Annotated in this window: 18 protein-coding genes and 2 tRNA genes; 12 read left to right on the forward strand and 8 right to left on the reverse strand. The window is 63.0% G+C overall.

All coding sequences use genetic code 11. The features are described from left to right. The 5 genes from Pla111_RS00005 to Pla111_RS00025 form a co-directional block, all read right to left on the reverse strand. On the reverse strand, positions 1–515 hold a 515-nt coding region (locus tag Pla111_RS00005; protein ID WP_146570183.1), incomplete at its 3' end, for a pentapeptide repeat-containing protein. A gap of 428 nt (positions 516–943) precedes the next feature. Further along, a tRNA-Arg gene (locus Pla111_RS00010) sits at positions 944–1,017 on the reverse strand. A 28-nt stretch (positions 1,018–1,045) separates the two neighbouring features. Then, entirely contained in the window at positions 1,046–1,234 is a 189-nt protein-coding gene (locus Pla111_RS00015) for a hypothetical protein (RefSeq protein WP_146570185.1), read from the reverse strand. Between the two features lie 128 nt (positions 1,235–1,362). Further along, positions 1,363–1,995: a DUF6677 family protein gene (locus Pla111_RS00020; RefSeq protein WP_146570187.1), complete on the reverse strand. Its 633-nt coding sequence runs from the start codon at positions 1,993–1,995 to the stop codon at positions 1,363–1,365. A 92-nt stretch (positions 1,996–2,087) separates the two neighbouring features. Further along, positions 2,088–3,134 (reverse strand): NAD-dependent epimerase/dehydratase family protein, encoded by a 1,047-nt coding sequence (locus tag Pla111_RS00025; RefSeq protein WP_146570189.1) that lies wholly within the window; start codon positions 3,132–3,134, stop codon positions 2,088–2,090. Positions 3,135–3,303: 169 nt separating this feature from the next. On the opposite strand from Pla111_RS00025, the gene Pla111_RS00030 reads away from it, so the two are divergent. Further along, positions 3,304–4,437, forward strand: a complete 1,134-nt coding sequence (locus tag Pla111_RS00030) for an N-acetyltransferase (RefSeq protein WP_231930497.1) — start codon at positions 3,304–3,306, stop codon at positions 4,435–4,437. Here Pla111_RS00030 and Pla111_RS00035 read toward each other — a convergent pair. Beyond that, positions 4,434–5,480, reverse strand: a complete 1,047-nt coding sequence (locus Pla111_RS00035) for a fatty acid desaturase family protein (protein WP_197524619.1) — start codon at positions 5,478–5,480, stop codon at positions 4,434–4,436. The two genes, Pla111_RS00030 and Pla111_RS00035, sit on opposite strands and share 4 nt — an antisense overlap. Before the next feature lie 413 nt (positions 5,481–5,893). Here Pla111_RS00035 and Pla111_RS00040 point away from each other — a divergent pair, with 413 nt between their 5' ends. After that, positions 5,894–7,162, forward strand: a complete 1,269-nt coding sequence (locus Pla111_RS00040; protein ID WP_146570193.1) for a beta-ketoacyl-[acyl-carrier-protein] synthase family protein — start codon at positions 5,894–5,896, stop codon at positions 7,160–7,162. 64 nt (positions 7,163–7,226) lie between these two features. On the opposite strand, the gene Pla111_RS00045 is transcribed toward Pla111_RS00040, so the two are convergent. Both Pla111_RS00045 and Pla111_RS00050 read right to left on the reverse strand, forming a co-directional pair. After that, positions 7,227–7,649 (reverse strand): RrF2 family transcriptional regulator, encoded by a 423-nt coding sequence (locus Pla111_RS00045; protein WP_146570195.1) that lies wholly within the window; start codon positions 7,647–7,649, stop codon positions 7,227–7,229. 51 nt (positions 7,650–7,700) lie between these two features. Next, complete coding sequence (locus Pla111_RS00050; protein ID WP_146570197.1) at positions 7,701–8,480, reverse strand: phosphoadenylyl-sulfate reductase; 780 nt, start codon at positions 8,478–8,480, stop codon at positions 7,701–7,703. A 350-nt stretch (positions 8,481–8,830) separates the two neighbouring features. Here Pla111_RS00050 and Pla111_RS00055 point away from each other — a divergent pair. From Pla111_RS00055 to Pla111_RS00100, 10 genes are all read left to right on the forward strand, one after another. Further along, positions 8,831–8,915: transfer RNA gene (locus Pla111_RS00055), tRNA-Leu, on the forward strand. 441 nt (positions 8,916–9,356) lie between these two features. Continuing rightward, positions 9,357–10,571 (forward strand): argininosuccinate synthase, encoded by a 1,215-nt coding sequence (locus tag Pla111_RS00060; protein WP_146570198.1) that lies wholly within the window; start codon positions 9,357–9,359, stop codon positions 10,569–10,571. A 196-nt stretch (positions 10,572–10,767) separates the two neighbouring features. Continuing rightward, positions 10,768–12,420 (forward strand): ABC transporter permease, encoded by a 1,653-nt coding sequence (locus tag Pla111_RS00065; protein WP_146570200.1) that lies wholly within the window; start codon positions 10,768–10,770, stop codon positions 12,418–12,420. A gap of 129 nt (positions 12,421–12,549) precedes the next feature. Further along, complete coding sequence (gene yaaA, locus Pla111_RS00070) at positions 12,550–13,338, forward strand: peroxide stress protein YaaA (RefSeq protein ID WP_146570202.1); 789 nt, start codon at positions 12,550–12,552, stop codon at positions 13,336–13,338. A gap of 126 nt (positions 13,339–13,464) precedes the next feature. Continuing rightward, a complete protein-coding gene (locus Pla111_RS00075) occupies positions 13,465–14,892 on the forward strand; it encodes a matrixin family metalloprotease (protein ID WP_146570204.1) in 1,428 nt (475 codons plus the stop codon). 80 nt (positions 14,893–14,972) lie between these two features. Next, positions 14,973–16,241: an aspartate/ornithine carbamoyltransferase family protein gene (locus tag Pla111_RS00080; protein ID WP_197524620.1), complete on the forward strand. Its 1,269-nt coding sequence runs from the start codon at positions 14,973–14,975 to the stop codon at positions 16,239–16,241. Positions 16,242–16,277: 36 nt separating this feature from the next. Beyond that, a complete protein-coding gene (locus Pla111_RS00085; RefSeq protein ID WP_146570206.1) occupies positions 16,278–17,108 on the forward strand; it encodes an NYN domain-containing protein in 831 nt (276 codons plus the stop codon). Positions 17,109–17,404: 296 nt separating this feature from the next. Next, positions 17,405–20,116 (forward strand): hybrid sensor histidine kinase/response regulator, encoded by a 2,712-nt coding sequence (locus Pla111_RS00090; RefSeq protein ID WP_197524621.1) that lies wholly within the window; start codon positions 17,405–17,407, stop codon positions 20,114–20,116. Positions 20,117–20,141: 25 nt separating this feature from the next. Further along, entirely contained in the window at positions 20,142–20,615 is a 474-nt protein-coding gene (locus Pla111_RS00095) for a chemotaxis protein CheW (protein ID WP_197524622.1), read from the forward strand. 96 nt (positions 20,616–20,711) lie between these two features. After that, on the forward strand, positions 20,712–23,060 hold the full coding sequence (locus tag Pla111_RS00100; RefSeq protein WP_146570210.1) for a methyl-accepting chemotaxis protein: 2,349 nt from the start codon (positions 20,712–20,714) through the stop codon (positions 23,058–23,060). Positions 23,061–23,084 lie beyond the last annotated feature (24 nt).

The following is a 23,084-nucleotide window of genomic DNA, read 5'->3' on the forward strand; positions in this document are numbered from 1 at the left end:
AGGTGGATCCCGGTCGCGTCGAAGTTCTTGCCGAGCTCCGCTTGACGGAAGAGCACGTTGCCCAAGCTGCCTGCGCGCTTGAGCATCGTCTCCCCCGCCACGTGCAGACGGACGGCGTACACCGCCGCCGCGGGGTAGTCGTCCTCCAATCCGTAGCGAACGAGGTCTTCTCGGGGGGTGAGTCCCGGACGCCGGAACCACGAAGCCCCCAGGTCGAGGGGCCCCTCGACGCGCGCGTCGGACAGATCGAGCCCGCGACGGAAGTAGCAGCCGCGCAGCACCAGGACCCCTTCGATCCGGGTCCGCGCGAGTCGCACCGGCTGGTAGAAGCGACAACGCGTGAAGCGGAGTCCGGCGGTCGCGCGCAGACCGGTCAGATCAACGGCTACCGTAAACCGGCAGCGGTCGATCTCGATCGGGTTGCCCGCCGCGGCGGCTGCCTCCACATCGTCAACGAACCGCTCAATGTTGGCGGCACCGATCTCTTGCTGCTCAAAAGAAACGGGGCGGGGCATCGGCGTCTCCGGGAGGCACGGGCGGGCGTCTGCACGCGGAGAGTCGACCTTGGGACCGCAGACGACCCTGGGACCGCAGACGACCCTGGGCAGCAGTCACCCAGGGCAGCAGAGTAGTCGCCGCCCCCGCGGGAAGCAATCAACAACGCATGCCGGCGGCAGCCCGCAAGAAGCCGTGCTGCGGGGCAAGCATGGAGGCGGTTGCGAGCGGGTCGCACCAACGTGTCGCGTCAGCAGCGTTGAGCATCACGACCGTTGAGCATCAGGACCAGTGTACCGCGATAAAGACGCGACGGCTCTCGGAAGCGTGCGGGCTGGGCTCAAGCAGCCTGCCGGGATCGACCGACGGTGGCCCGACCAACCCCCAACGGCCAACTGCCTCCACACGATCGGCAAGCACCCTACGAAGAAAGCCTGAATTCTCTGAGCGCCCCGGGCAGGACTCGAACCTGCAACCCTCGGTTTCGAAGACCGATATTCTATCCAATTGAACTACCGGGGCGTGCTTCGCGCGTTGCGTGTCGCGCTCGCTACTGCAAATAAGCTAACACCTCCAGCACCGCCGCTACAGCGCCCATGATCAGCACCAAGGTAACGGCACACGTTGTCGTGTGACGCAGGATCGACCGCAGGTCTTCGTGACGGGTGCCCGCGTAAACGACGCTCACGCCCACGATCAACAGCGGCGCGAACCACAGCCGATTGATCGCGGACAGCACAAGCAGCGAGGTGATAAACGGTTCGATCGTGAAGCCTCGCTAGTGGGATCGGGTGAGGAACAGGGGCGATGGGGGCAAGCGGTTTGTTAAGACAACTTCCGGGACGCTGCCGGCGTTGAGGGCCCGCATCACGCCAGCTTGTTACTTGCCGAATCGTGGGGGGGATCGTTATCGGGCCCGTTATCGGACTGGTCGCGAGGCGGCGTGAGCTGCACAAGGGGCCCTGAATACGCGTCGTACACCACGAGCAGGTTCAGCAGTCCGGCGACCACGGTATAGATCGTACCAAGTTCAAAGTAGTAGCCGTATTCGTAATGCCACTGAGCCAGTTCGTCGGGGTGGGTGACCGTGTTGCCTGCGGTGTCACGCGATTCGATCTTGGGTCCGCGGGCGGCCCGTTCACCGGTGCGCGGCGGATAAAAGGCCCCGCCCAGCAGAGGGCCTTCGCCAGCGTTGTAGCGTGCGCGCTCCATCAGCGCGGGGATCGCCACCGCACCGATGCCTGCCTGACACGGAAACGGCCAGCGCTCCATGACGAACCGAACAGGCGACGGCAGCACGGGGCCGGTGGCGGCATACGCGACCCGTCCGCCGCCGACGACAAAGCCGAAGACAAACAGCGCGACAATCGCCACGCCAAAGAGCACCCCTTTGGCGATTCGGCCTTGGTACAGGTGCCCCAGCCCCGGGAACAACCACGCCAGCAGAGCCGCCCGGCCCGGATTCTTGAGCTGCAGCGGCGAGAGGGGGTCGGGGTTCATGCGGGGGGCGACTGAGGTCGGCGTCGATCGAGCGGGGGACAGGGCGGCACCGGTCGGGGCGTTCACTATGGTACCGCGCGGGCGTAACGGAGCTAGAGCCAGCCCGCTTCGCGATACCATTGGGCGGTTTCTCGGTAGCGCTGCGCAGCGGGGGCTGCTGGGGCCCATCCGAGCATGCTGACGATTTTCTCGCTCCGACAAAGCCACCCGCTTGCCGAGGCTTCGCGTAGCTTGTCGCTGCCGAGAACGACGGGCTTACCGGTGAACCAGCCGTAAAAATCGCCGGCAAGCGCCGCGGGCAGCAGCGGATACTTGCGGCGGCAGAGCACCCAGACGCGGCGCTCGAGCGCCGCAGCCGCCATCCGGCCGATCTGGGCATAAGAAGAATCGACGGGATCGGCGGCGAAGTAGACGCCGCGGGAGTCGTTCGGCGCGCTCTGGGGGTCCGCGGCAACACTGTCCCTACAGCGTTCTCCCCGCTCCGCGACGGCCAGAAGCGCTGCGACAAGATCGTCGGCATAAATGAGCGATAGCGGCAGACCCTGCAGCTGTGGCACAAAGTGGATCCCCAGCGCGCGGATCGCTTTGAACAGCATCAGTCCGTCGCGATCGCCCGGTCCAAAGACCAGCGGCGGACGGACAATCGAGATCGGAGCTTTTCCGGCCCAGCGACGCGCCGCCCGCTCAGCGGCGAGCTTGCTCTGTCCGTACAGCGAGATGGGCCGACAGGTCGTAGTCTCGTCATGGGGCATACCGGGGGCCGACGGGCCAACCGCGGCGAGCGAGCTAACCACGATGACAACCGGCGGTGTCGGAAGTGCTGTGGCGGCTTCGCAGACGGCGGCGGTCCCCCGCTCGTTGACCGCCAGGAACTCAGCAAGCGTGCGGCCATGGACCCGACCTGCCAGATGGTGAACCACCTCGACCGGGTTGCCGTCGAAAGCAGCGCGGTAGGCCTGCAGTAGCCCGGTCGCTTCTTCCAGCGGTGCCCGCACGAGTCGCACGCCAAGCCGCTCCAGAGCCACGGTTTGCGAGGAACTACGCACCACGCAGGCTACGTCATCGCCCCGGGCGACAAGCCGCTCCACGAGCCGCTGGCCGATAAAGCCTGTCGCGCCAGTAACCAAGGTACGAGCCAAGACGGGGCCGCAAAAAACGGGGGAACGGGCAGCGGGACGGGGGCGGTACGGTTGGGCGTGCTCGCCCGATCGCGTTAGACTCTCAGCCTACGCGAAACGGAGCAAGCCACGTTCGGAGGGCCGCTTCTTTGATCGCCCGCTGTCGCCGCCCTTTTTTCCCCGTCACGCCGTGTCTGTGCTACGTATCGAACCGGTCCGCACCCGCCGGCAGCAGAAGGTCTGGCTCTCGCTGCCGTGGCAGATGAACGCCGGCGATCCGTGCTGGATGCCCCCGCTGAGACACTCGCAGAAGCTGCTAGCAGGCTTTGGGAAGCACCCCGTTTATGAGTACGCGGATGCCGAACAGTGGCTCGCGACACGCAACGGCAAGCCTGTGGGCCGGATCGCCGCGATTCACAATCGGGCCCACAACGAGTGCCATCGCGAGAATCTGGGGTTCTTCGGCTTCTTCGAGTCCGAGAACCAGCCCGAGACCGCGGCGGCACTACTGGGCGCCGCCGAGGCGTGGCTTGCGGAGCGGGGGCTCAGCGCGTGTCGCGGACCGGTCAGCCCCACGATCAACTACGAGCTGGGGACGCTCATCGATGGTTTCGAGACGCCCCCCTACATGCTCCTGCCTCATAACCCGCCGTACTATCAGGCGCTGATCGAAGGGTGTGGCTACGGCAAATCTCAAGACCTGTATGCGTATCGGGCCGACACGTCGCACCTGGGGGACATGAAGCGCGACACGAAGATGGAATCGCTCGACAACATGGTCCGCGAGCGTTTCGGGGTCACCGTGCGTCCGATGAACCGTTCGCGGTTCAAAGAGGAAGTGGCGATGTTCCTGGACATCTACAACCTGGCGCTCACCAAAACCTGGGGCTACGTGCCGATGTCGCCGGCCGAGGTGCAGGCCATGGCGAGCGACCTGAAAGAACTGATAGTTCCTGAACTGGCACGCATCGCCGAGGTCGAAGGCAAGCCGGTCGGCGTGGTCTTCGGCTTGCTGGATTTCAACCCCCGCATCAAAGCCATCGATGGCCGCTTGTTCCCGTTCGGATTCATCCGGCTGCTGTGGAACAAGCGGGCGATCAACCGCATTCGCATCGTGAGCACCAACGTGCTGCCCGAGTACCAGAGCTGGGGCGTCGGGGTCTCGCTGGCGCGGAGCTTGCTCCAGCCGGCGCTCGATCACGGCGTTACCGCTTGCGAGTTTAGCTGGGTGCTCGAGACGAACACCCTCTCACGCAAGACGGTCGAGAAGGGAGGTGCCAAGCGTTACAAGACGTGGCGCGTCTTCGAGAAATCGCTGGTCTAGCCCCCCGGCTGCTCGGCACGCCGGCCCGCGTGGCGCAGCAGTTGGCCAACCTCGTGCAACAAGCTCTGCCCCGTAGTTTTCCGATACGGAGAGTCCGCCGGCAGCCCCGCCATCAACCGCCGATGAGCTGTTTCCAGCGCATGGTACGGCAGCGAGGGGAACAGATGATGCAGCGCGTGATAACGCGTACCGATCGGTCCCCACAGGATCGAAGCCCACGCGTGGTTCGGATAGTTGACCGAATCAAGCAACTGCTCGACGAACGTCATCGGACGGTCGTGGTTGGCGTCGGCGTCGTTGACGTAGCGATGGGCCCCCAGCGTTCGCACGGCATTAAGCGTCACGATCGCCACCGCGGTCGCGTACAGCTGCGGCAAAAACCAAGGATCAAGGAATCCTTGACCGTACAGGCTACGAACCACGCCGAACGTCATCGCGGCGAGAAACAGAAAGCAGCCAAGCTCTTGGTAACGGATACCGCGTAGCGCTTTCCTGCTCGGCAAGGGTCGCAAGTAGCGCGGGTCAATAATCATGGACGACGCGTGCCGATGCACCCAGTCGCGCGTCGGGCCGCTGATCCAAGTCAGCGGCGTCAACAGCCCAAAGCGGATAATCGCGAGCAGCGGAATCACCAGGCTCTGCGCAACGTAGCCGATCGCATGCCACACGGGTCGATTCAGCAGGGGCAGATACTCACCGTCGTGGTTGGTTCCATAGTGCTTGCGGCGGTGATGATCCAGGTGCGTCTGATAGACAAACGTGGGGATCAACATCGGGATGCCGCACAGCAGATTCCACACGAACCGGAACGCCCGGAACTCGCGCTGTGGCAGGTGCGCCAGCTCGTGGATAAACAGCGCGCACCGGTACAGCAGCAGACAGCTGACAACAAACGCCAGAACGCGCAGCGGCACCCCCAGCGAGCCAATCTGCACCGCCTTGAAGGTCACCATGGCCCCCGACCAGCTCAGCACGAGATCGGTCCAGTAGACCCAGGGCTTCGGACGCAGGTCGTCTCCCAACAGCGCCCGGGCTTCGCGCAACGAAAATTCGGGGCGGGGAACTTTTTTGGGGCTCTTTTTGCCCGGGACGGGTTCCGCCGGCCTGGTCAAACGCGGGGAGCGCGGTAGCTGAGGTCCCGGCGAAAAAGCCCCGTTCTCCAGGACGGTCCCTGTCGCGGCGGCGGGCAAGCTGGTCGTCGTATCGAACGGCATGGGGCCTCCAGAGCGGGGGCCACCTGCTGGCCCTTGCTTGGATCGGCCCGAATTAGGTGCCGACATCGGCATGTCCCTCGGGAGGCGCTCTTGCGCGGCGTACTGAAAAAGGCTCAAGCCCACGACGCCGATCGCCGAGGACCGCAGCGGACGCCGCTGTCTGGGGTTACACTTGGTACTTCGCTAACACAAGAATAGTTCGTCCGCCCGCCATAGAAACCTTCCTCCGCCTTGCTGCGCGAATGCAAGATGTGCTGATCACCGGTATCGGGATCGTCTCGCCGATCGGCATCGGTGTTGACGAGGTCGCGGCGTCGCTCCACGGGCGCCGTACGGGTATCCACGCCGTTGAGGAACTCGAGCGAATCGGCTGGATCGCCCCGTTCGGGGGGCAGGTCGCCGATTTTGACCCCAAACAATACGTCACGCCGCGTAAGAGCCTTAAGGTCATGGCTCGCGAGATCCAGTTGGGCTTTGCCGCGGCCGAGCTCGCCTGGTCCGAAGCGCGCCTGGACGATTTTGAGGTCGAGCCGTCACGGCTGGGCGTGGTGGGGGCCGCGGCCATGCAGTACTGCCCGCTCGACGAACTGGCCCCGCCGTTTGCTGCGTGCGGTGCCGGGCAGGCCTCGGAGCGCGCCTGGGCCGAACGCGGCATGAGCGAACTCTTTCCGCTCTGGATGCTCAAGTACCTGCCCAATATGGGTTCTTGCCATGTCGGCATCCGCCGTGATGCCCACGGTCCAACCAACACAATCTCATTGGGCGACGTGTCGGGCCTGATCGCCCTGGGCGAGGCCGCCTCGATCATCCGGCGCGGTGCCGCGGACATCATGCTGTGCGGCGGGGCGAGCTCAAAAATCGACCTCACCGATCTGCTCTGGCATGCCGGTGCCGGGCTCTCACGCCGCGCCGCCGATCCCGAACGTGCCTGCCGACCGTTTGATGCCGATCGAGACGGTGCCGTGATGAGCGAAGCCGCCACTTATCTGGTTATCGAGAGTCGAGATCACGCCGAACGCCGCGGGTTCTTCCGCCGGGGAGGGACCGCCTGGGGCACTGTCGAGGCAGTCGTCTGCCGCAGCGAGCCCGCCATCGGCCCGTTGCTGGCTACCGGCCGCGCGATCGGCCAAGCCGCCCAAACCGCGTTGAAACAAGCCGGTCTCAAAGCCTCCGATCTCGCGCTGGTCAAACCGCACGGCGAGTCGCGCAAGGACCTCGACGCGATCGAAGCCCAGGCACTGCAAGCGGTTGTCGGTGACGTGCCCGCCACGGCACCCACTAGCTACTTGGGCTCGAGCGGCGCGGCGCGGGGCTTGGTCGAGCTCGCCGCAACGCTCATCGGTTGGCGCAACGGTGTCGTCAACGCCACGCTCAACTACGACACGCCCGATCCCGCTTGCCCGCTGAACCTTTCCGCCGTCGAGCGGCCCGCGAAGGGATCGTCGCTACTGGCGCTCAACCACTCCCCCAGCGGACAGGCGGTCGCCGCGATCCTCAACGCCCCCGATTGACCTCGAAGGACAGCCGGACGAGCGCTCGATGGCGGGCGCATGACTGCCAAGCGGGACGGATCCTTCAGATGTAATACATGCCGGCATGCTCCGGCGCGGCCCGGTCGGCCAGCTCGGCGAGCGTCACGCTTTCGAACATCGCCCGCTGGGCTTGCTGCGCCTCGTCGCACAGGTCGGTCAGCACGCAGGCGAGGGGCGTTGGCGTGGCCAACCGACTCGGCTTGTCCGCCGGCCCTTCGAGCATTTCTAGAAGCTCGCCAACGGTGATTTCTTCCGGCGGCGAGGTGAGCCGATAGCCCCCAGCCGCTCCGCGGACGCTGGTCACCAAACCGCAACGCTTGAGTTGCTGCAAGATCTGCGTCAGGAAACCCTCGGGGATGCCCTCCTCAGCGGCCAGACGACGCCCTTGCAGCGGTAACCCTCCTGCGTACTCCACCGCCAGTCTGAGCAGCGCGAGACAAGCGTACTCGGTTTTCGCGGAGAACATCGAAACAAGCTTGTTGGAGAGGATTGAAGTAAACGGGCGCAGGGGTGCCGTTCAGATACCGCTGCCGTCAGCTTCGAGCGTGTGCAAACCGCACTCGGTCTTCTGCTTGCCGACCCACCGTCCGGCACGCTCGTCTCCCTCGCCATCGGCTTTCTGCGTGCAGGGCCAGCAGCCGACGCTCGGGTACCCTTCATCGTGCAACGGGTTGTAAGGGACTTCTTCGCGAAGGATGCGTGTCCACACGCTCTGCTTGGTGGCGTTCGCGAGTGGGCTGATCTTCACCAGGCCGAACTTCCGATCCCAAGCAACAATCGGCTGCTTCGCGCGCACCGGGCTCTGATCGCGGCGGATGCCGCTCATCCACGCCGTGCGTCCGACCGCAGCGCGCTGCAGAACCTTGATCTTCCGATCATGGCAGCATTGATCCGGGTTGCTCGTGTACAGCGGCCCGCCATGCTTGGCTTCGTACTCAGGCACGCTCAGTTCGGGCTGGAGCATCTCGACTTCGACGCCGTACTTGGCAGCGATGCGGTCCCGCAGATCGAGTGTCTGCTGAAATTGGTACCCGGTATCCAGATTGAACACGTAGGTCGTCGGTGCGAGTGTGGGCAGCAGCGACAGCATCAGGCAGCCTTCCGGTCCGAAGGCGGTTCCCATCGCCAGCCCGGGGGCAAAGCACTGGTGGGCCCACGCGACGATCTCATCGGGAGTTGCGGACTCCAGCCGCTGACTCTCGGCAGCGAGGTGGGCCAGCAACTCGGCCGAAGGGGCTTGGCCGGCGGCGGGCAAGGCCGGGAAGGGTTGGGGCGAGAGCGGCAGGGCGGCAGACATCGGCAGGCGCGAGGTCGGAGGTTATAAGTGGCGGAATGCCCGAATTATTACCAATTAAGTCAGCATAGTCAATTATCGGTCGTCTGGCAGTCCGGTCCAAAGCCAAAAGGGCCGCATTATCGCGCCAAAGCGAAGCCCCCCCAACGAGGGAGAAGCACTGGGTGCCGCACTTCTTCGCTGTGCCAGCTGTGGATCCCCCCTGCCCCGTACCACAGCAGTCGGGCCGCGAGCAGACTCATCGTCGCAAGAAGGATTACTCACGAACGAGGGGCGGACCGGTTGCTCGCTGCGCGTTGGCCCCTACCCGAACCGCCGGAATTCGACGTAAGTTCTGGTCGGAAAAGCAACCAGGCCGAGTGGCGGAATGGCAGACGCTGCGGACTTAAAATCCGCTGGGGGGCAACCCCCGTGGGGGTTCGAATCCCCCCTCGGCTATTAAGTTTGGGGCGTAGCACTGGGTTTAGGGCGTAGCACTAGCGGTGGTTTTGACCGCGTGACCGCGGAGAAGCTTGATCGGCTGTCGCTCTGGCATGTTTATGTGCGCTGGGTCGTGGTTGAAGAAACGCACAAATGCCATGCGTGGGCGATGTCGATGAGGAGGCTCCTCTGTGTAGCGCCGCCCAGTTCTCACCAGCATTGCTCAGCTTCTCAAATCGCAGCTCTGTTTATCTAGCGTTATCGAAACCGAGATGTTCGGCTCGGGCGTGATGGGCTTCGAGATCTGTGTTCGCTACGCGCGACACGCCGAGCACCGCGCCGGGCCCGCTTCGTCGGCAGTAAAAACCCCTGCTTGCCCCGGGGGGGGCTGGCAGCGAGAATCGGCAGATTCACGGCTAACGCCTCCGCCATTTTCCTCTTGCGCCCCTCCCCTTCCCCATGCCTAGCTGCGTTCTCGCCTACTCGGGCGGTTTGGATACCTCGGTCATTCTCGGTTGGCTCCAGGACCAGGGGTACGACTGCCACTGCGTGTATGTCGATGTCGGCCAGCCGTGCGAAGATCGTCAGGCGATCCTCAAGAAGGCCCACGATTGCGGTGCCAAGAGCGCACGGATTGTCGATGTGCAAGAGGAAATGTGCCGCGACTTCGCCTTCCCCGTCGTGCAGTGGCAGGCGAAGTACGAGGGCATTTATCTGCTGGGCACCTCGATCGCCCGGCCGATCATCGCCAAGGCGTGCCTGCAAGTGGCCCGCGAAGTGGGTGCCGAGGCGTTCGCGCACGGTGCCACCGGCAAGGGGAACGATCAGTGCCGCTTCCAATTGGCAGCCGAGGCGCTCGACCCAACGGTGAAGATCATCGCCCCCTGGCGGATGGCCAACTTCCGCGCGACCTTCCCCGGCCGCACGGAGATGATCGCCTACTGCGCCGAGAAGAACATTCCGGTCAAGGCCTCGACCAGCAAGCCGTACAGCTCGGACGAGAACTGCTTGCACATCAGCTACGAGGCGGGCGAGCTCGAAGAAGTGGACAACTGCGGCGTAACGATCCCCGACTTCGGCATGACCGTCTCGCCGCAAGCGGCCCCCGACAAGACCGAGCAGGTGACGATCGGCTTCGAGGCGGGCCTGCCGGTGAGCGTGAACGGCAAGAAGCTTTCGTCGCTGGCGATCGTGCAGAAGCTGAACGAGATCGCGGGCCGCAACGGTGTGGGACGGATCGACATTGTCGAGAACCGCTTTGTCGGCATGAAGAGCCGCGGCGTGTACGAGGCACCGGGCATCACCGTGCTGTACGCCGCGCATCTGCAGCTGGAGCAGCTCACCCTTGACCGCGACCTGGTGAACCTGCGCGACCGGATCGCCCCTGAAGTGGCGCGCGACGTTTACTACGGCTTTTGGTACACGGCCAAGATGGACGCGCTGTTGGCGTTCATCCGCGAAGCGCAGCAACCGGTAACGGGCGAGGTAACGCTCGGCCTGTACAAGGGGACGATCGAGGTCCACGGCCGCAAGAGCCCCAACAGCCTGTACGACGCGGCGATCGCCAGCATGGAAGGGGGCGGCAGCTACGATCAAACCGACGCCGAGGGCTTCCTCCGCCTGCAAGGCCTCCCCGGCCGGGTGCAGGGCACCGTGCGCCCGCGCAAGTATTGAACGCAGAGGTAGAGGGAGATGAGGGGATCCTTGGAGAAAAGGTGATAGTCGCTCGGTAGCTTCAATCCTTGTTGCGCACGCTTATCGAGACTACGTATCGAGCATCTATACCAAGTGACATAACACCAAGAGTTGTCATCCGCCTATCTCCCAATCATCCCCTCATCTCCCTTCCTAACGCCCGCTAGCCTCGCCCGTGTACCTAACGCAGAATCCCGTCTTGCAGCATGAGCTGCTCGCCAATTTGCGGCGGCCGCGGGCGTTCTTGTTGTTGGCGGCCTACGTGGCGCTGCTGGGGCTGGTAGTGCTGCTCGCGTGGCCGCAGCAGTCGATGCTGGACATGGCCCAGCCCGTCGCCGCCAAGCGGCTGGTGAACCTGTTCTTCTTCGGCCAGTACCTGCTGGCGAGCCTCATGGCACCGAGCTTCGCCGCCGGGGCGATCACCGGAGAGAAGGAGCGGCTCAGCTTTGAGATGCTGCTGGCCAGCCCGTTGCGGCCCGGTGCGATCGTGCTCGGCAAGCTGGTGGCGTCGCTGACACACCTGGGCGTGTTGGTCATGGCGTCGCTGCCGATCGTCATGTTGTGCCTGCCACTGGGCGGCGTGCAGGTGTATGAGGTGCTCGCGGCTTACACGGCAATGATCGCAACCGTGGGGCTGTTCGGCATGATCAGCCTGTGGGCGAGCAGTTTCTTCGGACGCACAGCGGCGGCGCTGGTGGTGTCGTACCTGCTGATCCTGCCGCTGGCGCTGGCGGCGGTGCTGGCCTGGGGTGTTCTTGAAACGCAGGGCGGTCTGCGAGTGCTGCTGGCGACGACCGTCGTGCCGATCGGCTGCCTTGCGGCAGCGATCGTGCTGTGGCGACAGGCCGCGCAACGCCTGCTCTACCCGGCCGATCTGGGCTCGGGGGGCAAGGAGGCGATCGACCTCGAGACCGAGGCCGAGCAGTCGGTGGGTCTGTACCTGCAACGGAACGAGTTTCCGGATCGGCTGTTCGCGCCGCCCAAGCGGACCGACTTTTTGCCGGAGGGGGCCAACCCGATCTACGACAAGGAGATGCGTTCGGAGATCTTCAGCGGCGGCACGCTGATGCTGCGGATCGTGATCCAGGTATCGATGTTGCTGGTGCTGGGGGTGATGGCGGTCTGTCTGTTCTTTTTCCCCTGGTTGGCGGCGTGGCACATTGCTTATGTGCTGCTGTTCAATCTGCTCTGCGGGCCGGTGTTCTCCGCGGGCAGCGTCTCCAGCGAGCGCGAACGGCAAACGCTCGACCTGCTGCTCGTAACGCTGATCACGCCCACGCAGATGCTGTGGGGCAAGCTGCTCAGCGGCCTGCGGGTGGCCACGGTGCTGACCGGCTTCTTGATGTGGCCCGTGCTGCTGGCGTGTGTCATGCCGCACGAATACTGGTCCAACGGCTGGAACATTGTCACGATGGTCGGCTACTTTGCGATCGTCGGCATGTCGTGCGTAACGACTTCGCTGACGGCGCTAGTCTGCTCGACTTTGTTCAGCAAAACCTCGACCAGCCTGATCGCCAGCTATCTGGTGATCGGGACGATGTATCTGACACCGCTGGCCGGGCGTTACTTTGCCGAGACTTTCTACTCGCAGGCAACCGCCGATACGGTCTCGGCCCTGGGGGCGTTTAGTCCCTTCTCCGCAACCTTTGCGTTGCCGCTGGATATCGATCGCTTGCAGCAGTACGACAATCCGAGTGCTGAAGCCGCACAAGCCCGGGGCGAGCCGCTCCTCTTTTGGGCCCACCTGCTGTGGACGCTGGCCTACAACGGTGTCTTGCTCTTGCTGCTACATTGGCTGTTCCGCAATCGCTGGCGTGTGGCGGACTGACGGGGTCGCTCCGCGATCAGGTCGCAATCGGGAAATGCCCCCCATGGGAGATCGCGCCCTGTCGGCCGGCCGTTGAGCGCCTAGGATGCTCAAAACTACCTCGCAGCCTTGCCGAGACCGCGTTGACTCATGCTGATCGTACTCTCACCGGCCAAGACGCTCGACTTTTCTCCCACCCCGCGCAAGCTCGGTTTAACCAAGCCGGTCTTGCACGCCGAGGCAAAGCAGCTGGCCGCTGTGGCGCAGCAGCTTTCGCAGCCGGAGATCGCTCAGCTCATGGAGCTGAGCGAGCGCCTCGCCGAAACGGCACACGGTTATCTACAGAATTGGAAGGGCAAGTGGGATGCCAAGGGCACCAAGCCCGCCCTCCTCGCTTTTCAGGGGGATGTCTATCAGGGATTGCAGGCCGACTCGCTCACCGACAAGCAGCTCGACTTGGCGCAAAAGCGTTTGCGGATTCTCAGCGGGCTCTACGGCGTGCTGCGTCCGCTGGATCTGATACAGCCGTACCGGCTGGAGATGGGCCGACGGCTGAAGACCCCGCGTGGCGCTTCGCTCTACGACTGGTGGAAAAACCAGGTGAGCGACTCGATAAATCGTGATCTGGCCGAAGCGACGCCCCGCGGCGCTGAGCCGTTGGTAGTTAATCTGGCGTCGAACGAATACTGGTCCGTCGTGCAGCCCGAGCGCCTCGACGCACGCGTGGTTACCCCCGTTTTTAAAGAGCGCAAGGGGGAAGGCTTCCGGATCGTGAGTTTCTTTGCCAAGCGCGCCCGGGGGGCCATGGCCCGCCACCTGCTGACCTGCCGACAGCGGGGCGAGGCGGCGATCCACGCTTTCTCCAAAGAGGGATACGGTCTCAATGCCGAACTCTCTCAGCCGGGGGCACCGGTTTTCACCCGCGATTCGAGCGGCTGAACCGCCGCTAAAAGGGTGCACCAATCGCTCCGACGGAGTATTGTAATAGTCACCCGGATAGCCTGACCTGTGACGATCGCAGGGACGGACTAACTGACACTGACTGTAGCCGCCGAGAAGTTCTCCATGCCGTCCTGTTGTCGCTCACCTCGCCAGTTGCTGGCGACATGGCTCTGCTGCGCGACATTGTTGGCGGCTTGGATCGATTCGGCAGGGGCCGGCTGCAACTGCCCCCTATGCAGCGTGGGGGTCTCGTGCATCGCAACGCCCAGCACGCCCAACGAGGGTCTCACCTTCGTTGCCCACCCGCTGTACGACAGCCCCGGGATCGACCCCGACGCCACTGCGCCGCACGACGAGTTTCGTATCGCCAACCGCTGGAGCACCACTTCGGTCGATTTCACGAACTTCCGCCGTGGCGACCCGCTCCACCTGACCTGGGGCATTGTTGCCGACGGGACTACCATCGCGGGCAGCGAAGGAACCTCGGGCAGCGATCTCATCGAGACGATGAACCGCCTATATGGAACCGGCCCTACGGGCGTCACCTCGGCTCGGTGGTTCTCTCACTTCGCTCAATCATTCGATCGCTGGAGCCAGCTCTCGGGGCTCAGCTTTTCATTCGAGCCCAACGATCTGGGCGCCGCGATCGACAATACTATCTCGCCCGCCGGTTCATCAGGGCGGTACGCGGACCTACGGATCGGCGGGCACTCGATCGATGGCCAGTCGGGTAGCAACACGCTGGCCTACAACTACTTCCCACCGCATGGCGACATGGTGCTCGACACCGACAACGAAGCCTTCTTCGGCAACACCTTCAACAACTCCGTCCGCTTAAGAAACGTGCTGATGCACGAGATCGGTCACGGGCTGGGCTTTCGTCACCTGGAGTCGTCGAGCGCCTCGTTCCTTATGGAACCGTTCATCACGGCCTCGTTTGACGGCCCGCAGTTTGATGACATCTTGGCTGCCCACCGCAACTACGGCGACAAGCTGGAAAAAAGCGGCGGTAATGACTCGTCGGCAACCGCGACCCTGGCCGGGCACTTCGGCGACGGTGACTTCTGGCAGATCGGCGGCGACGCCGACGGCACGCGTGTTGAAGCCAATGAAACCGACTTTGTCAGCATCGATGGCATCACGGACTCGGATTGGTTCCGGTTCACGGTGGACGAGCGCTCGACGTTCGGAGCGATTCTTGCTCCGCGGGGTCCCTCCTATCAAGAAGGCCCGCAAGATGGGGCGCAGGTGACGCTGGACACCGCGCGTCTGGCCGACCTCACCCTAGGATTCTACGAGCATGACAACTCGACAAATAACATTGCGCAGCTTGCCGAAGTCAATCAATCATTCTCAGGCGGTAGCGAGCAGCTAGGAGACTTTTTGCTCACGCCCGGCACGGACTACTATCTGCGGATCGGCGCGCTCACCGACAATGTGCAGATGTACCAGCTGCTGCTAGCATTCATTGCTTCCCCCGTGCCAGAACCGACGACAATCGCCCTGGCTTTGTGCGGGCTTTGCTTGGCGGGACCGCGTCGCGACGGTTGACTCACGCCGAGCGTGTGTGCCATAACGCGGCGTCGCGATCGCGCGACGGTATTGCCGCCTTCGCACGCTGGGTTGCCGCCGTGTCCGAGCCTCTCCCCGCCCCGGAATCGCCAGGACCGCCTGCTTCGCAGGACGAGCGAGACCTAAGCCTGTACGCCGATCGGCTGGCTCGGCCGGTGATCGCCAAGACCGCCGAGTTGCAGCTCAACGGCCGCCTTCGGCATGTGATCTTCTCGGGGCAATTCAGCGCCGCGACGCTGGACGACCTAGCGGAAACTGCCAACCAGATCCGCGTGCTCAGCAAGCATCGGGCCGGGCAAGATTTTCTGCGTAACCTGCTCTCGCATCGCCGCGCGATGCTGTATTTCACGCAGCCCTCGACGCGTACGTTTCTGTCCTTCATGGCCGCGTGTCAGATTCTCGGGCTCACGTGCAACGAGGTGCGCGATCCGCAGACCTCGTCCGAGACCAAGGGCGAGACCCGATTCGACTCGATCCGGATGTTTTCGAGCTACTTTGACCTGATCATCATGCGTTCGCCGATTGCGCGGCTGGCCGAGTCGTGTGCGTATCTGATGAACGATCTGAGCGTTCACGGCCAGCGGAGCGTGCCGATCATCAACGCCGGTTCGGGAGCCGATGAGCACCCAACTCAGGCACTGCTGGATGTGTACACACTGCAGCGGACTTTTGCTCGCGAAGAGCCCGCCGACACCCCGCTGGGGGCCTCTCCTGGTTTTCGCCCGGGCGTAGCCTTTGGCTCGGCAAGCAATGGGCTGGCCGGAAAAACTTATGGCTTCTGCGGCGATATTGGCCGCGGCCGAACGGTCCGCTCGCTCGCCATGTTGCTCGCCGAGTATCCGGGCAATCGGTTGGTGTTCGTCACCCCCGACCACGACAAGCTGCGGATGCGTGATGACCTGCGCCGCCGGCTGGCCGACCGCAACGTCACCGTGCTAGAAGTTGACTCGCTCGAGGCCCAGATCGACGGAGTGCCGGCGATCGAAGCCTTCGACGCGCTCTACATGACGCGGGTCCAGAAAGAACACGACACCCCCGAAGACGCCGAATCGTTCGCCGCGATCGACTACAGCGCGTACCGCTTAACACCGGCACTGGTTGCGCGGATGAAGGCTCACGCACCGATCCTGCACCCGTTCCCGCGCGATCAGCACTTTGGGGAGATCCCTCCCGAAATTGACGCCGATCCCCGTGCGATGTACTTCCGTCAGGCACGCAACGGCATGTGGATTCGGGCTGCCTTGCTGGCTCATGTGCTGGACGCCGACGGAGCGATTGCACGTCACTTCCACCATACCTACCGCGAGCAGCACGAGTACAGCAGCTAAACCGGCGGCTGCAAGCCAGCAGCTGCGTTGAGCAGCATGGCGATCGCTCTTGCGTTTTGCGGCAACGGCCCCGCCATGCGTCTGCTGATCGACGGCTACAATCTGTTGCACGCCAGCGATCGATTCGGCGTTGGCGAACTCGCCGGGACCCTCCAGGGTGCGCGGGAGTCGCTGCTCGACTGGCTCGCGCAGCACCTCACCGAGAAAGAACGCCGGACAACTGTGATTGTGTTCGACGCGCGTGACGCGCCGCCCGGCCTTCCCGATCGAGTTGAGTTTCAAGCGATCCGGATCCGCTTCGCACGCGGGTACGAAGACGCCGACGCCCTGCTGGAAGAGATCATCGAGAAGGCCAAGGGCACCAAACAGTTGGTCGTCGTGTCGGCCGATCACCGCGTACAGCGGGCGGCCCGCTCGCGTGGTGCCAAGCCGATCGATTCGCAGGACTGGATCCGCGAAGTTGGCAATCGCGTTCACGAGGCTTCCGAGCCAAGCGTCCAGCGTTACTCGGTTGGATCGGCGAAGGAATGGCTCGAAGCGTTTTCGGATCCAGAACTGCTAGAGCAGATCGAACGCGAGGCGCAGGCAGCACCGCCCCCCCGGCGACGCGTTCCGCTGGATCCCACGCCGCCAGATTCTCTGCCGGCCGATTCCTCCGTCGATACTCCCGGCGCAGCCCCTGCCGAGTCCCTCCCCCGCGCCCGCAGAAAGCACCGCCACACCGAATTCCCCCCGGCAGACAGCAAGGCTGACTTCGGTGCCGGTCTTCTCGATCCCTTCCCGCCCGGATACGCGGCGGACCTTGCTCAAGAAGCCGAACGTCTGCTGCGTCCGCGCAAGCCGCATGATCCGAACGAGTCGACCTAGGGCGAGCCCCGCGGAGCGCACCCACCCCCGCTGCCGGGCCTGTCTCAACCCCCTTCTTGCCGCCCGGCATAACCGGCCCGATCGGTGCCACTTGTCGATTTCCTGGCAATTTCACTGGCTCGTTGGGCTGAAGGTTTGCGCTATTGGCAAGAAACGGTCTCGGTTTGCCACCGCGATCCCTCTTGCGCATTCAACGTGACTTACGTTTCTCCGATTGCTGGATCTTCTCCATTCGCTAACTGGCGGGAGGGAGGTCGTTAGCCGGGTAGCTGCACCCAATCGCAACGGAGAACAACGTGGAAGACACCGATCTGCTCACCGACTTTGTGGTCGAAGCCAAAGAGCACCTCGCCGACATCGAGAACCAATTTCTCGCCATCGAAGAGATGGCGCCCGCGATCGACACCGATCTGGTCAACGAGGTGTTTCGTGCCATCCACTCGATCAAGGGTGCGGCCGGCTTCTTAGGACTGCGTACGGTCAACGACCTGTCGCACCATCTAGAAAACGTCCTGAACATGATGCGCAACGGCGAGTTGGCTCCCAACTCGGTGATCGTGGATCAGATGCTCAAGGGGGCCGACAAACTAAAAGGCCTGATCGAAGACGTCGAGAATTCAAACGAAGTTGACGTCAGCAGCCATATCGCGGCGCTCGAGAAAATCGCTAACGAGGCGGCCGGCACCGGCGAAGCGGAGGAAGCCGCTTCGGAAGCAACTGCCGAAGCTCCCGCCGAAGATCTGGCCGATATCGACCTCGACGCGGCCATTGAGGCCAAGCTGGCTGAGGCGCAAGCGGCCTTGGCAGCGGCCCGAGCCACCGAACCGGCCCCGCAGCCGGCTGCCGCCCCCGCTCCCAAACCGACACCGGCCCCCGCTGCCTCTGAAGCCGCCGAGGACAACAAGCCCAAGGCGTCAGCGCCGGTCGAGGGCAACATCCGCGTGGCGGTGGGCGTGCTGGATAGCCTCATGAATCTGGCCGGTGAGCTGGTTCTCAGCCGCAACCAGCTGCTGCAGGCGGTCTCGACCGAAGAGAAGGCGGGGCTCGACACGATCTCGGCTCGGCTCGATCAGATCACCAGCGAGCTGCAAGAAGCGATCATGCAGACGCGGATGCAGCAGATCGGTTCCGTCTTCGGTCGCTTCCCGCGCGTTGTCCGCGACCTGAGCAGCAAACTCGGCAAGCAGTGCGACTTGAACGTCGAGGGCAAAGAGGTCGAGGTCGACAAGACGATCGTCGAAGCGATTGGCGACCCGCTGACCCACCTTGTTCGCAACTCGATCGACCACGGTGTCGAGATGCCTGATCGCCGGGTTGCCGCTGGCAAGCCCGCCAAGGGGACGATCAACCTGCGGGCCTGCTACCAGGCCGGCAAGGTTCGTATCGAGATCCAAGACGACGGCGGCGGCATTGATCCCAACAAGCTCAAAGAGAAAGCCGTTGCCAAGGGAGTTATCACGGCCGAGCGAGCCGAACAGATGAGCGATCGCGATGCGATCCGGCTGATCTTCGCCCCCGGCTTCTCAACCGCTGCCGAAGTGACCGATATCTCGGGCCGTGGCGTCGGCATGGACGTGGTGCGGACCAACATCTCGAAGCTGGGCGGCACGGTCGATGTGGAATCGACACTGGGTGTCGGCACCAACATTGTTGTCACTCTGCCGCTGACACTGGCGATCATCCCCTCGCTGATTGTCCAAGTGGGCGCCGATCGGTTTGCGATCCCGCAGGTCAACATCGCCGAGCTGGTCCGAGTCCGTGAGAACGAACGCAAGGAACGGTTGGGACGCGTCAAAGACGCGGAAGTGCTGCGGCTGCGTGGCCAGTTGCTGCCGCTGGTTCGCCTGGAAAAAACCCTGGGCTGCAATCAGGCCGAGGGACCTATCCACGGCAACTCAACCGGTGCCACGAACATCATCGTTGTCGATACGGGACAAACCCGTTTTGGCTTGGTGGTCGACGCACTGCACGACTCGGAAGAGATCGTCGTCAAGCCTCTGGGACGTCACCACAAAGACTGCCGCACTCTTGCCGGTGCCACCATCCTGGGCGATGGACACGTAGCATTGATCCTTGACATCGCCGGAATCGCTGCTGACGTCGATCTGAGCGGTGACGAGGAAGCGCGTGGCAAAAAGGGCAAACAGAGTGTTGATCAGGAATCCGTCGATACGCAGTCGCTCCTGCTCTTCAAGAACAACGACTTGGACTACTTCGCGGTTCCGATGGACATCATCGCCCGCATTGAACGGGTGCGTTCCGATCAGATCGATAGCGTCGCGGGCCAAGAGGTGCTGCAGTATCGCAACACCACCTTGCCGCTGATGCGAGTCGAAAGCTGTGTGTCGGCTCGCCCGTCGGAACCGCTGGATCGACTCTATGTCGTGGTCTACGAGGTGCGTGGTCGCGAAGTTGGCCTGGTGGCTCCGATCCTGCAAGATATCCGCGAAGTGCCAATGGCCGTCGATACGGTCACGTTCCGCGAGGCGGGAGTGATCGGCTCGATGGTCCTGGATGGCCACACCACGCGACTGATCGATCTGTTTGAGCTAACCCAGCTGTCGCATCCCGAGTGGTTTGTGGGAGACGATGGACCGTCAAACGACGACGCCGGTCAGCCGCCGTTGATTCTGCTCGCCGAAGACTCGGGTTTCTTCCGGAACCAAGTCAAGGCGGTCTTCGAGTCCGCCGGTTATCGCGTCTCGGATCACGAAGACGGTCAGCTCGCTTGGGAGTATCTGGATAGCGATGCCGAGCGTTTCCAGGTGGTGGTGACCGACATCGAGATGCCGCGCATGAACGGCTTCGAGCTGTGCCAGCGCGTGAAGGCGGATCCACGCTTCGTCGGCGTGCCGGTAATCGCTCTCACGTCGCTGGCTGGTGCCGCGGATATCCAGCGCGGCCTGGATGTGGGCATCGACGACTACCAGATCAAGATGGACCGAGACAAGCTGCTCAACTCACTCAAGAATTTTGTCGGCGCGGCTACCGCGACGCAACTCGCCTAACTATTCCGCACGAGAGAACTTCATCATGTCCGCAACCCTCCAAGCTCGCGCCAACGCTAATACAGCGCCGGTGGGTGTTCAGCAGTACGCGACTTTTTACGTCGGCGAGCTGCTGTTGGGTGTCGACATTCGGCTGGTGCAAGAGATTAACCGTCAGCTGGATATCACTCCTGTCCCTAACGCACCGCGGCACGTCCGTGGCGTGATCAATCTGCGTGGCGACGTCGCCACGGTGATCGATTTACGACAAGTGCTCGGCCTCTCACCCGCCGAAGAGACCCGCGACACCCGCAACCTGATTGTTCACTCACAAGGTGAGTCGATCGGTTTGCTCGTGGATCGGATCTCCGACATTCTGACCCTCCGTGCGGATGAGATTGCCTTACCGCCTTCCAACATCAAAGGCATCGACAGCCGCTATTTCCGCGGAGTGCATAACCACGGCGATCAGATCGCCGTGCTGATCGATGTCGAACAAGTGCTCGCGGATCGCGATTAAACCAATCCGTCCAACCACCATTCCTACAGCGGCAAGACTGATTGCCGCCTCTACCTTCCACTTGATAAATCGCTTTCAATTCTAGGAAACTTGTCCATGAAGATTCGCACGCGGCTCACCCTTGGCTTCCTGGCTTGTGGCATCGCCCCGCTACTAGTAGCCGGATTAATTAGCTACTTTGCCGCGCAGGGAGGGCTGGAAAAGCTCAACCGACACGCCTCGAACGATCTGGTTAAGAAGGCCGAGTCGCTGCTAGAGGTTCAGCGCGATCTTAAGGCAACGCAGATCGAGTCCTACTTCACGCGGATTCGCGATCAAGCCACAACGCTGGCCGACAACCGCATGGTTGTCGAAGCGATGCGTCACCTGCCCGGTTTTTTCACCGGCTACGCCGCCCAAGAGTCGTTTGACAAGCAGCGGATCGCCGAGCTGCGGGCCGAACTTGCTACCTACTACACCGATCAGTTCGGCACGGAGTACTCGACCCAGAACAGCGGTGCCAAGGCACCTGTCGATCAGCTCGTTGCCACTCTCGACGACGAGTCGGTTGTCCTGCAACATGCTTACATCTTCGCTAACAGCAACCCTCTCGGCTCGAAGCACAATCTAGACACCGCCGACCGCACGACCGACTACGGCAAGTTGCACGGCGTGATCCACCCGGTGCTGCGTAACTTCCTGAACACGTTTGGCTACTACGACATCTTCCTGATCGACGACGCGTCGGGGGATATCGTTTACTCCGTCTTCAAGGAACTGGACTACACCACCTCGCTACGCGATGGTGCCTATGCCGACACCAACTTCGCAGAAGCCTTCCGGCAAGCCACAAAGCTGGCCAAGGGCGAGACCGCGTTTGTTGACTTCGCGCGTTATTTGCCCTCGTACGAGGCACCTGCCAGTTTCATCGCCACGCCGATTTTCGACGGCGATAAGCGTCTCGGAGTGCTCGTTTTCCAGATGCCCGTTGACCGGATCACCGACATGATGGCCGCGCGACCGGGCCTGGGCGAATCGGGCGAGACCCTCTTGGTGGGCCCAGACTACGCGATGCGTAGCAACTCCTATCTCCTCCCCGAGACGCACAACTTGGTGCCCTCGTTCCGCAACCCGGAGAAGGGATCGTTCCGCAACGAAGCCGTCGACAAGTCGCTCGCTGGCGAGTCAGGCGTGATGACCACGAATGACTATCGCGATGCCGAAAACTTGATCGCCTACCGTTCGGTCGATGTGCTTGGCAAGCGTTGGGCGCTGCTAGCCAAAATGGATACGAGCGAAGCGTTTGCCGCTTCGAGTCAGATGGAGAAAGAGGCCGACCGCGTCGCTTCCAGACTCCTGTTGACCAACCTGGGCGTCGGTGTTGCCGCAATCGCCGCGGTCCTCGGGCTTGCCTGGATCATCACCCGCTCGATCGCCAAGCCGCTCAGTTCCGTTGTCGAGCGCGTCAAATCGATCGCCGAGGGCGAGGCTGACCTGACTAAGCGTCTGCCGATCAATTCGAACGACGAGATCGGCGAACTCTCGCGCTGGTTCAATCGCTTTGTCGAGCGGATGCAGGAAATTCTCCGCGAGGTATCCGAAACAAGCCTGACGCTGGCGGGGGCCTCGGAAGAGCTTTCGGCAACGTCCAAGGCGCTGTCGGACGGAGCCGCTGAAACCGGCCGGCAGTCGGCAACCGTCTCTACCGCCGCGTCGACCATGGAGTCTTCCATGGGCAGCATGGCCGCCACGAGTGAGCAGATGTCGAACAACGTCCGTGCGGTTGCCGCGGCTACCGAGCAGATGACTTCGACGATTGTTGAGATCGCAAAGAATGCTGAGCAATCGGCTGCTGTTGCTGACAAAGCCGCTCAACTCGCTCAGATCAGCAACGAGCGCGTCGGGGGACTGGGTGCCGCGGCCGACGAGATTGGCAAAGTGATCGAGGTGATCCAGGACATCGCCGAGCAGACCAACCTGCTGGCGTTGAACGCCACGATCGAGGCGGCTCGGGCCGGTGAGGCCGGTAAGGGCTTTGCGGTGGTTGCTTCGGAGGTCAAGGAACTCGCCAAAGAAACCGGCAAGGCGACCGACATCATCCGCCAGCGGATCGAGGGCATCCAGGGATCGACGGGCGAAGCTGTCGAGTCGATCCGCGAGATTACCTCGGTGATCACGAACGTGAACGAGGTGGCACGCACGATTGCCGCCGCCGTTGAGGAGCAGAGCATCACGACCCGCGAGATCTCGCAGAGCGTGTCTCAAACGTCCGACGCCGCGGAGACAGTCGCCATGACTATCACCGAGACCGCCGGATCGAGCCGCTCGATCACTCAGAGCATCGCCGGTGTCGATACCGGAGTGCAGCATACCGCCATCGCCGCCAACGAAACCCAACGGGCCGGACAAGAAGTGTCTCGCCTGGCGGATCAGTTGCGGGTGCTGGTCAGCCAGTTTGAGCTGTGATCGCTGCCGATCCACTTTTGATCT

Origin of the sequence: Botrimarina hoheduenensis (assembly GCF_007859815.1) — a bacterium.
GTDB classification, from domain to species: domain Bacteria; phylum Planctomycetota; class Planctomycetia; order Pirellulales; family Lacipirellulaceae; genus Botrimarina; species Botrimarina hoheduenensis.

Bases quoted from the DNA above. Each gene is read 5' to 3' on its own strand.
- Pla111_RS00020 (WP_146570187.1), bottom strand. From the start codon at position 1,995: ATGAACCCCGACCCCCTCTCGCCGCTGCAGCTCAAGAATCCGGGCCGG.
- Pla111_RS00050 (WP_146570197.1), bottom strand. From the start codon at position 8,480: ATGTCTGCCGCCCTGCCGCTCTCGCCCCAACCCTTCCCGGCCTTGCCC.
- Pla111_RS00085 (WP_146570206.1), top strand. From the start codon at position 16,278: ATGGCGATCGCTCTTGCGTTTTGCGGCAACGGCCCCGCCATGCGTCTG.
- Pla111_RS00075 (WP_146570204.1), top strand. From the start codon at position 13,465: ATGCCGTCCTGTTGTCGCTCACCTCGCCAGTTGCTGGCGACATGGCTC.
- Pla111_RS00045 (WP_146570195.1), bottom strand. From the start codon at position 7,649: ATGTTCTCCGCGAAAACCGAGTACGCTTGTCTCGCGCTGCTCAGACTG.
- Pla111_RS00040 (WP_146570193.1), top strand. From the start codon at position 5,894: ATGCAAGATGTGCTGATCACCGGTATCGGGATCGTCTCGCCGATCGGC.
- Pla111_RS00100 (WP_146570210.1), top strand. From the start codon at position 20,712: ATGAAGATTCGCACGCGGCTCACCCTTGGCTTCCTGGCTTGTGGCATC.
- yaaA (WP_146570202.1), top strand. From the start codon at position 12,550: ATGCTGATCGTACTCTCACCGGCCAAGACGCTCGACTTTTCTCCCACC.
- Pla111_RS00095 (WP_197524622.1), top strand. From the start codon at position 20,142: ATGTCCGCAACCCTCCAAGCTCGCGCCAACGCTAATACAGCGCCGGTG.
- Pla111_RS00060 (WP_146570198.1), top strand. From the start codon at position 9,357: ATGCCTAGCTGCGTTCTCGCCTACTCGGGCGGTTTGGATACCTCGGTC.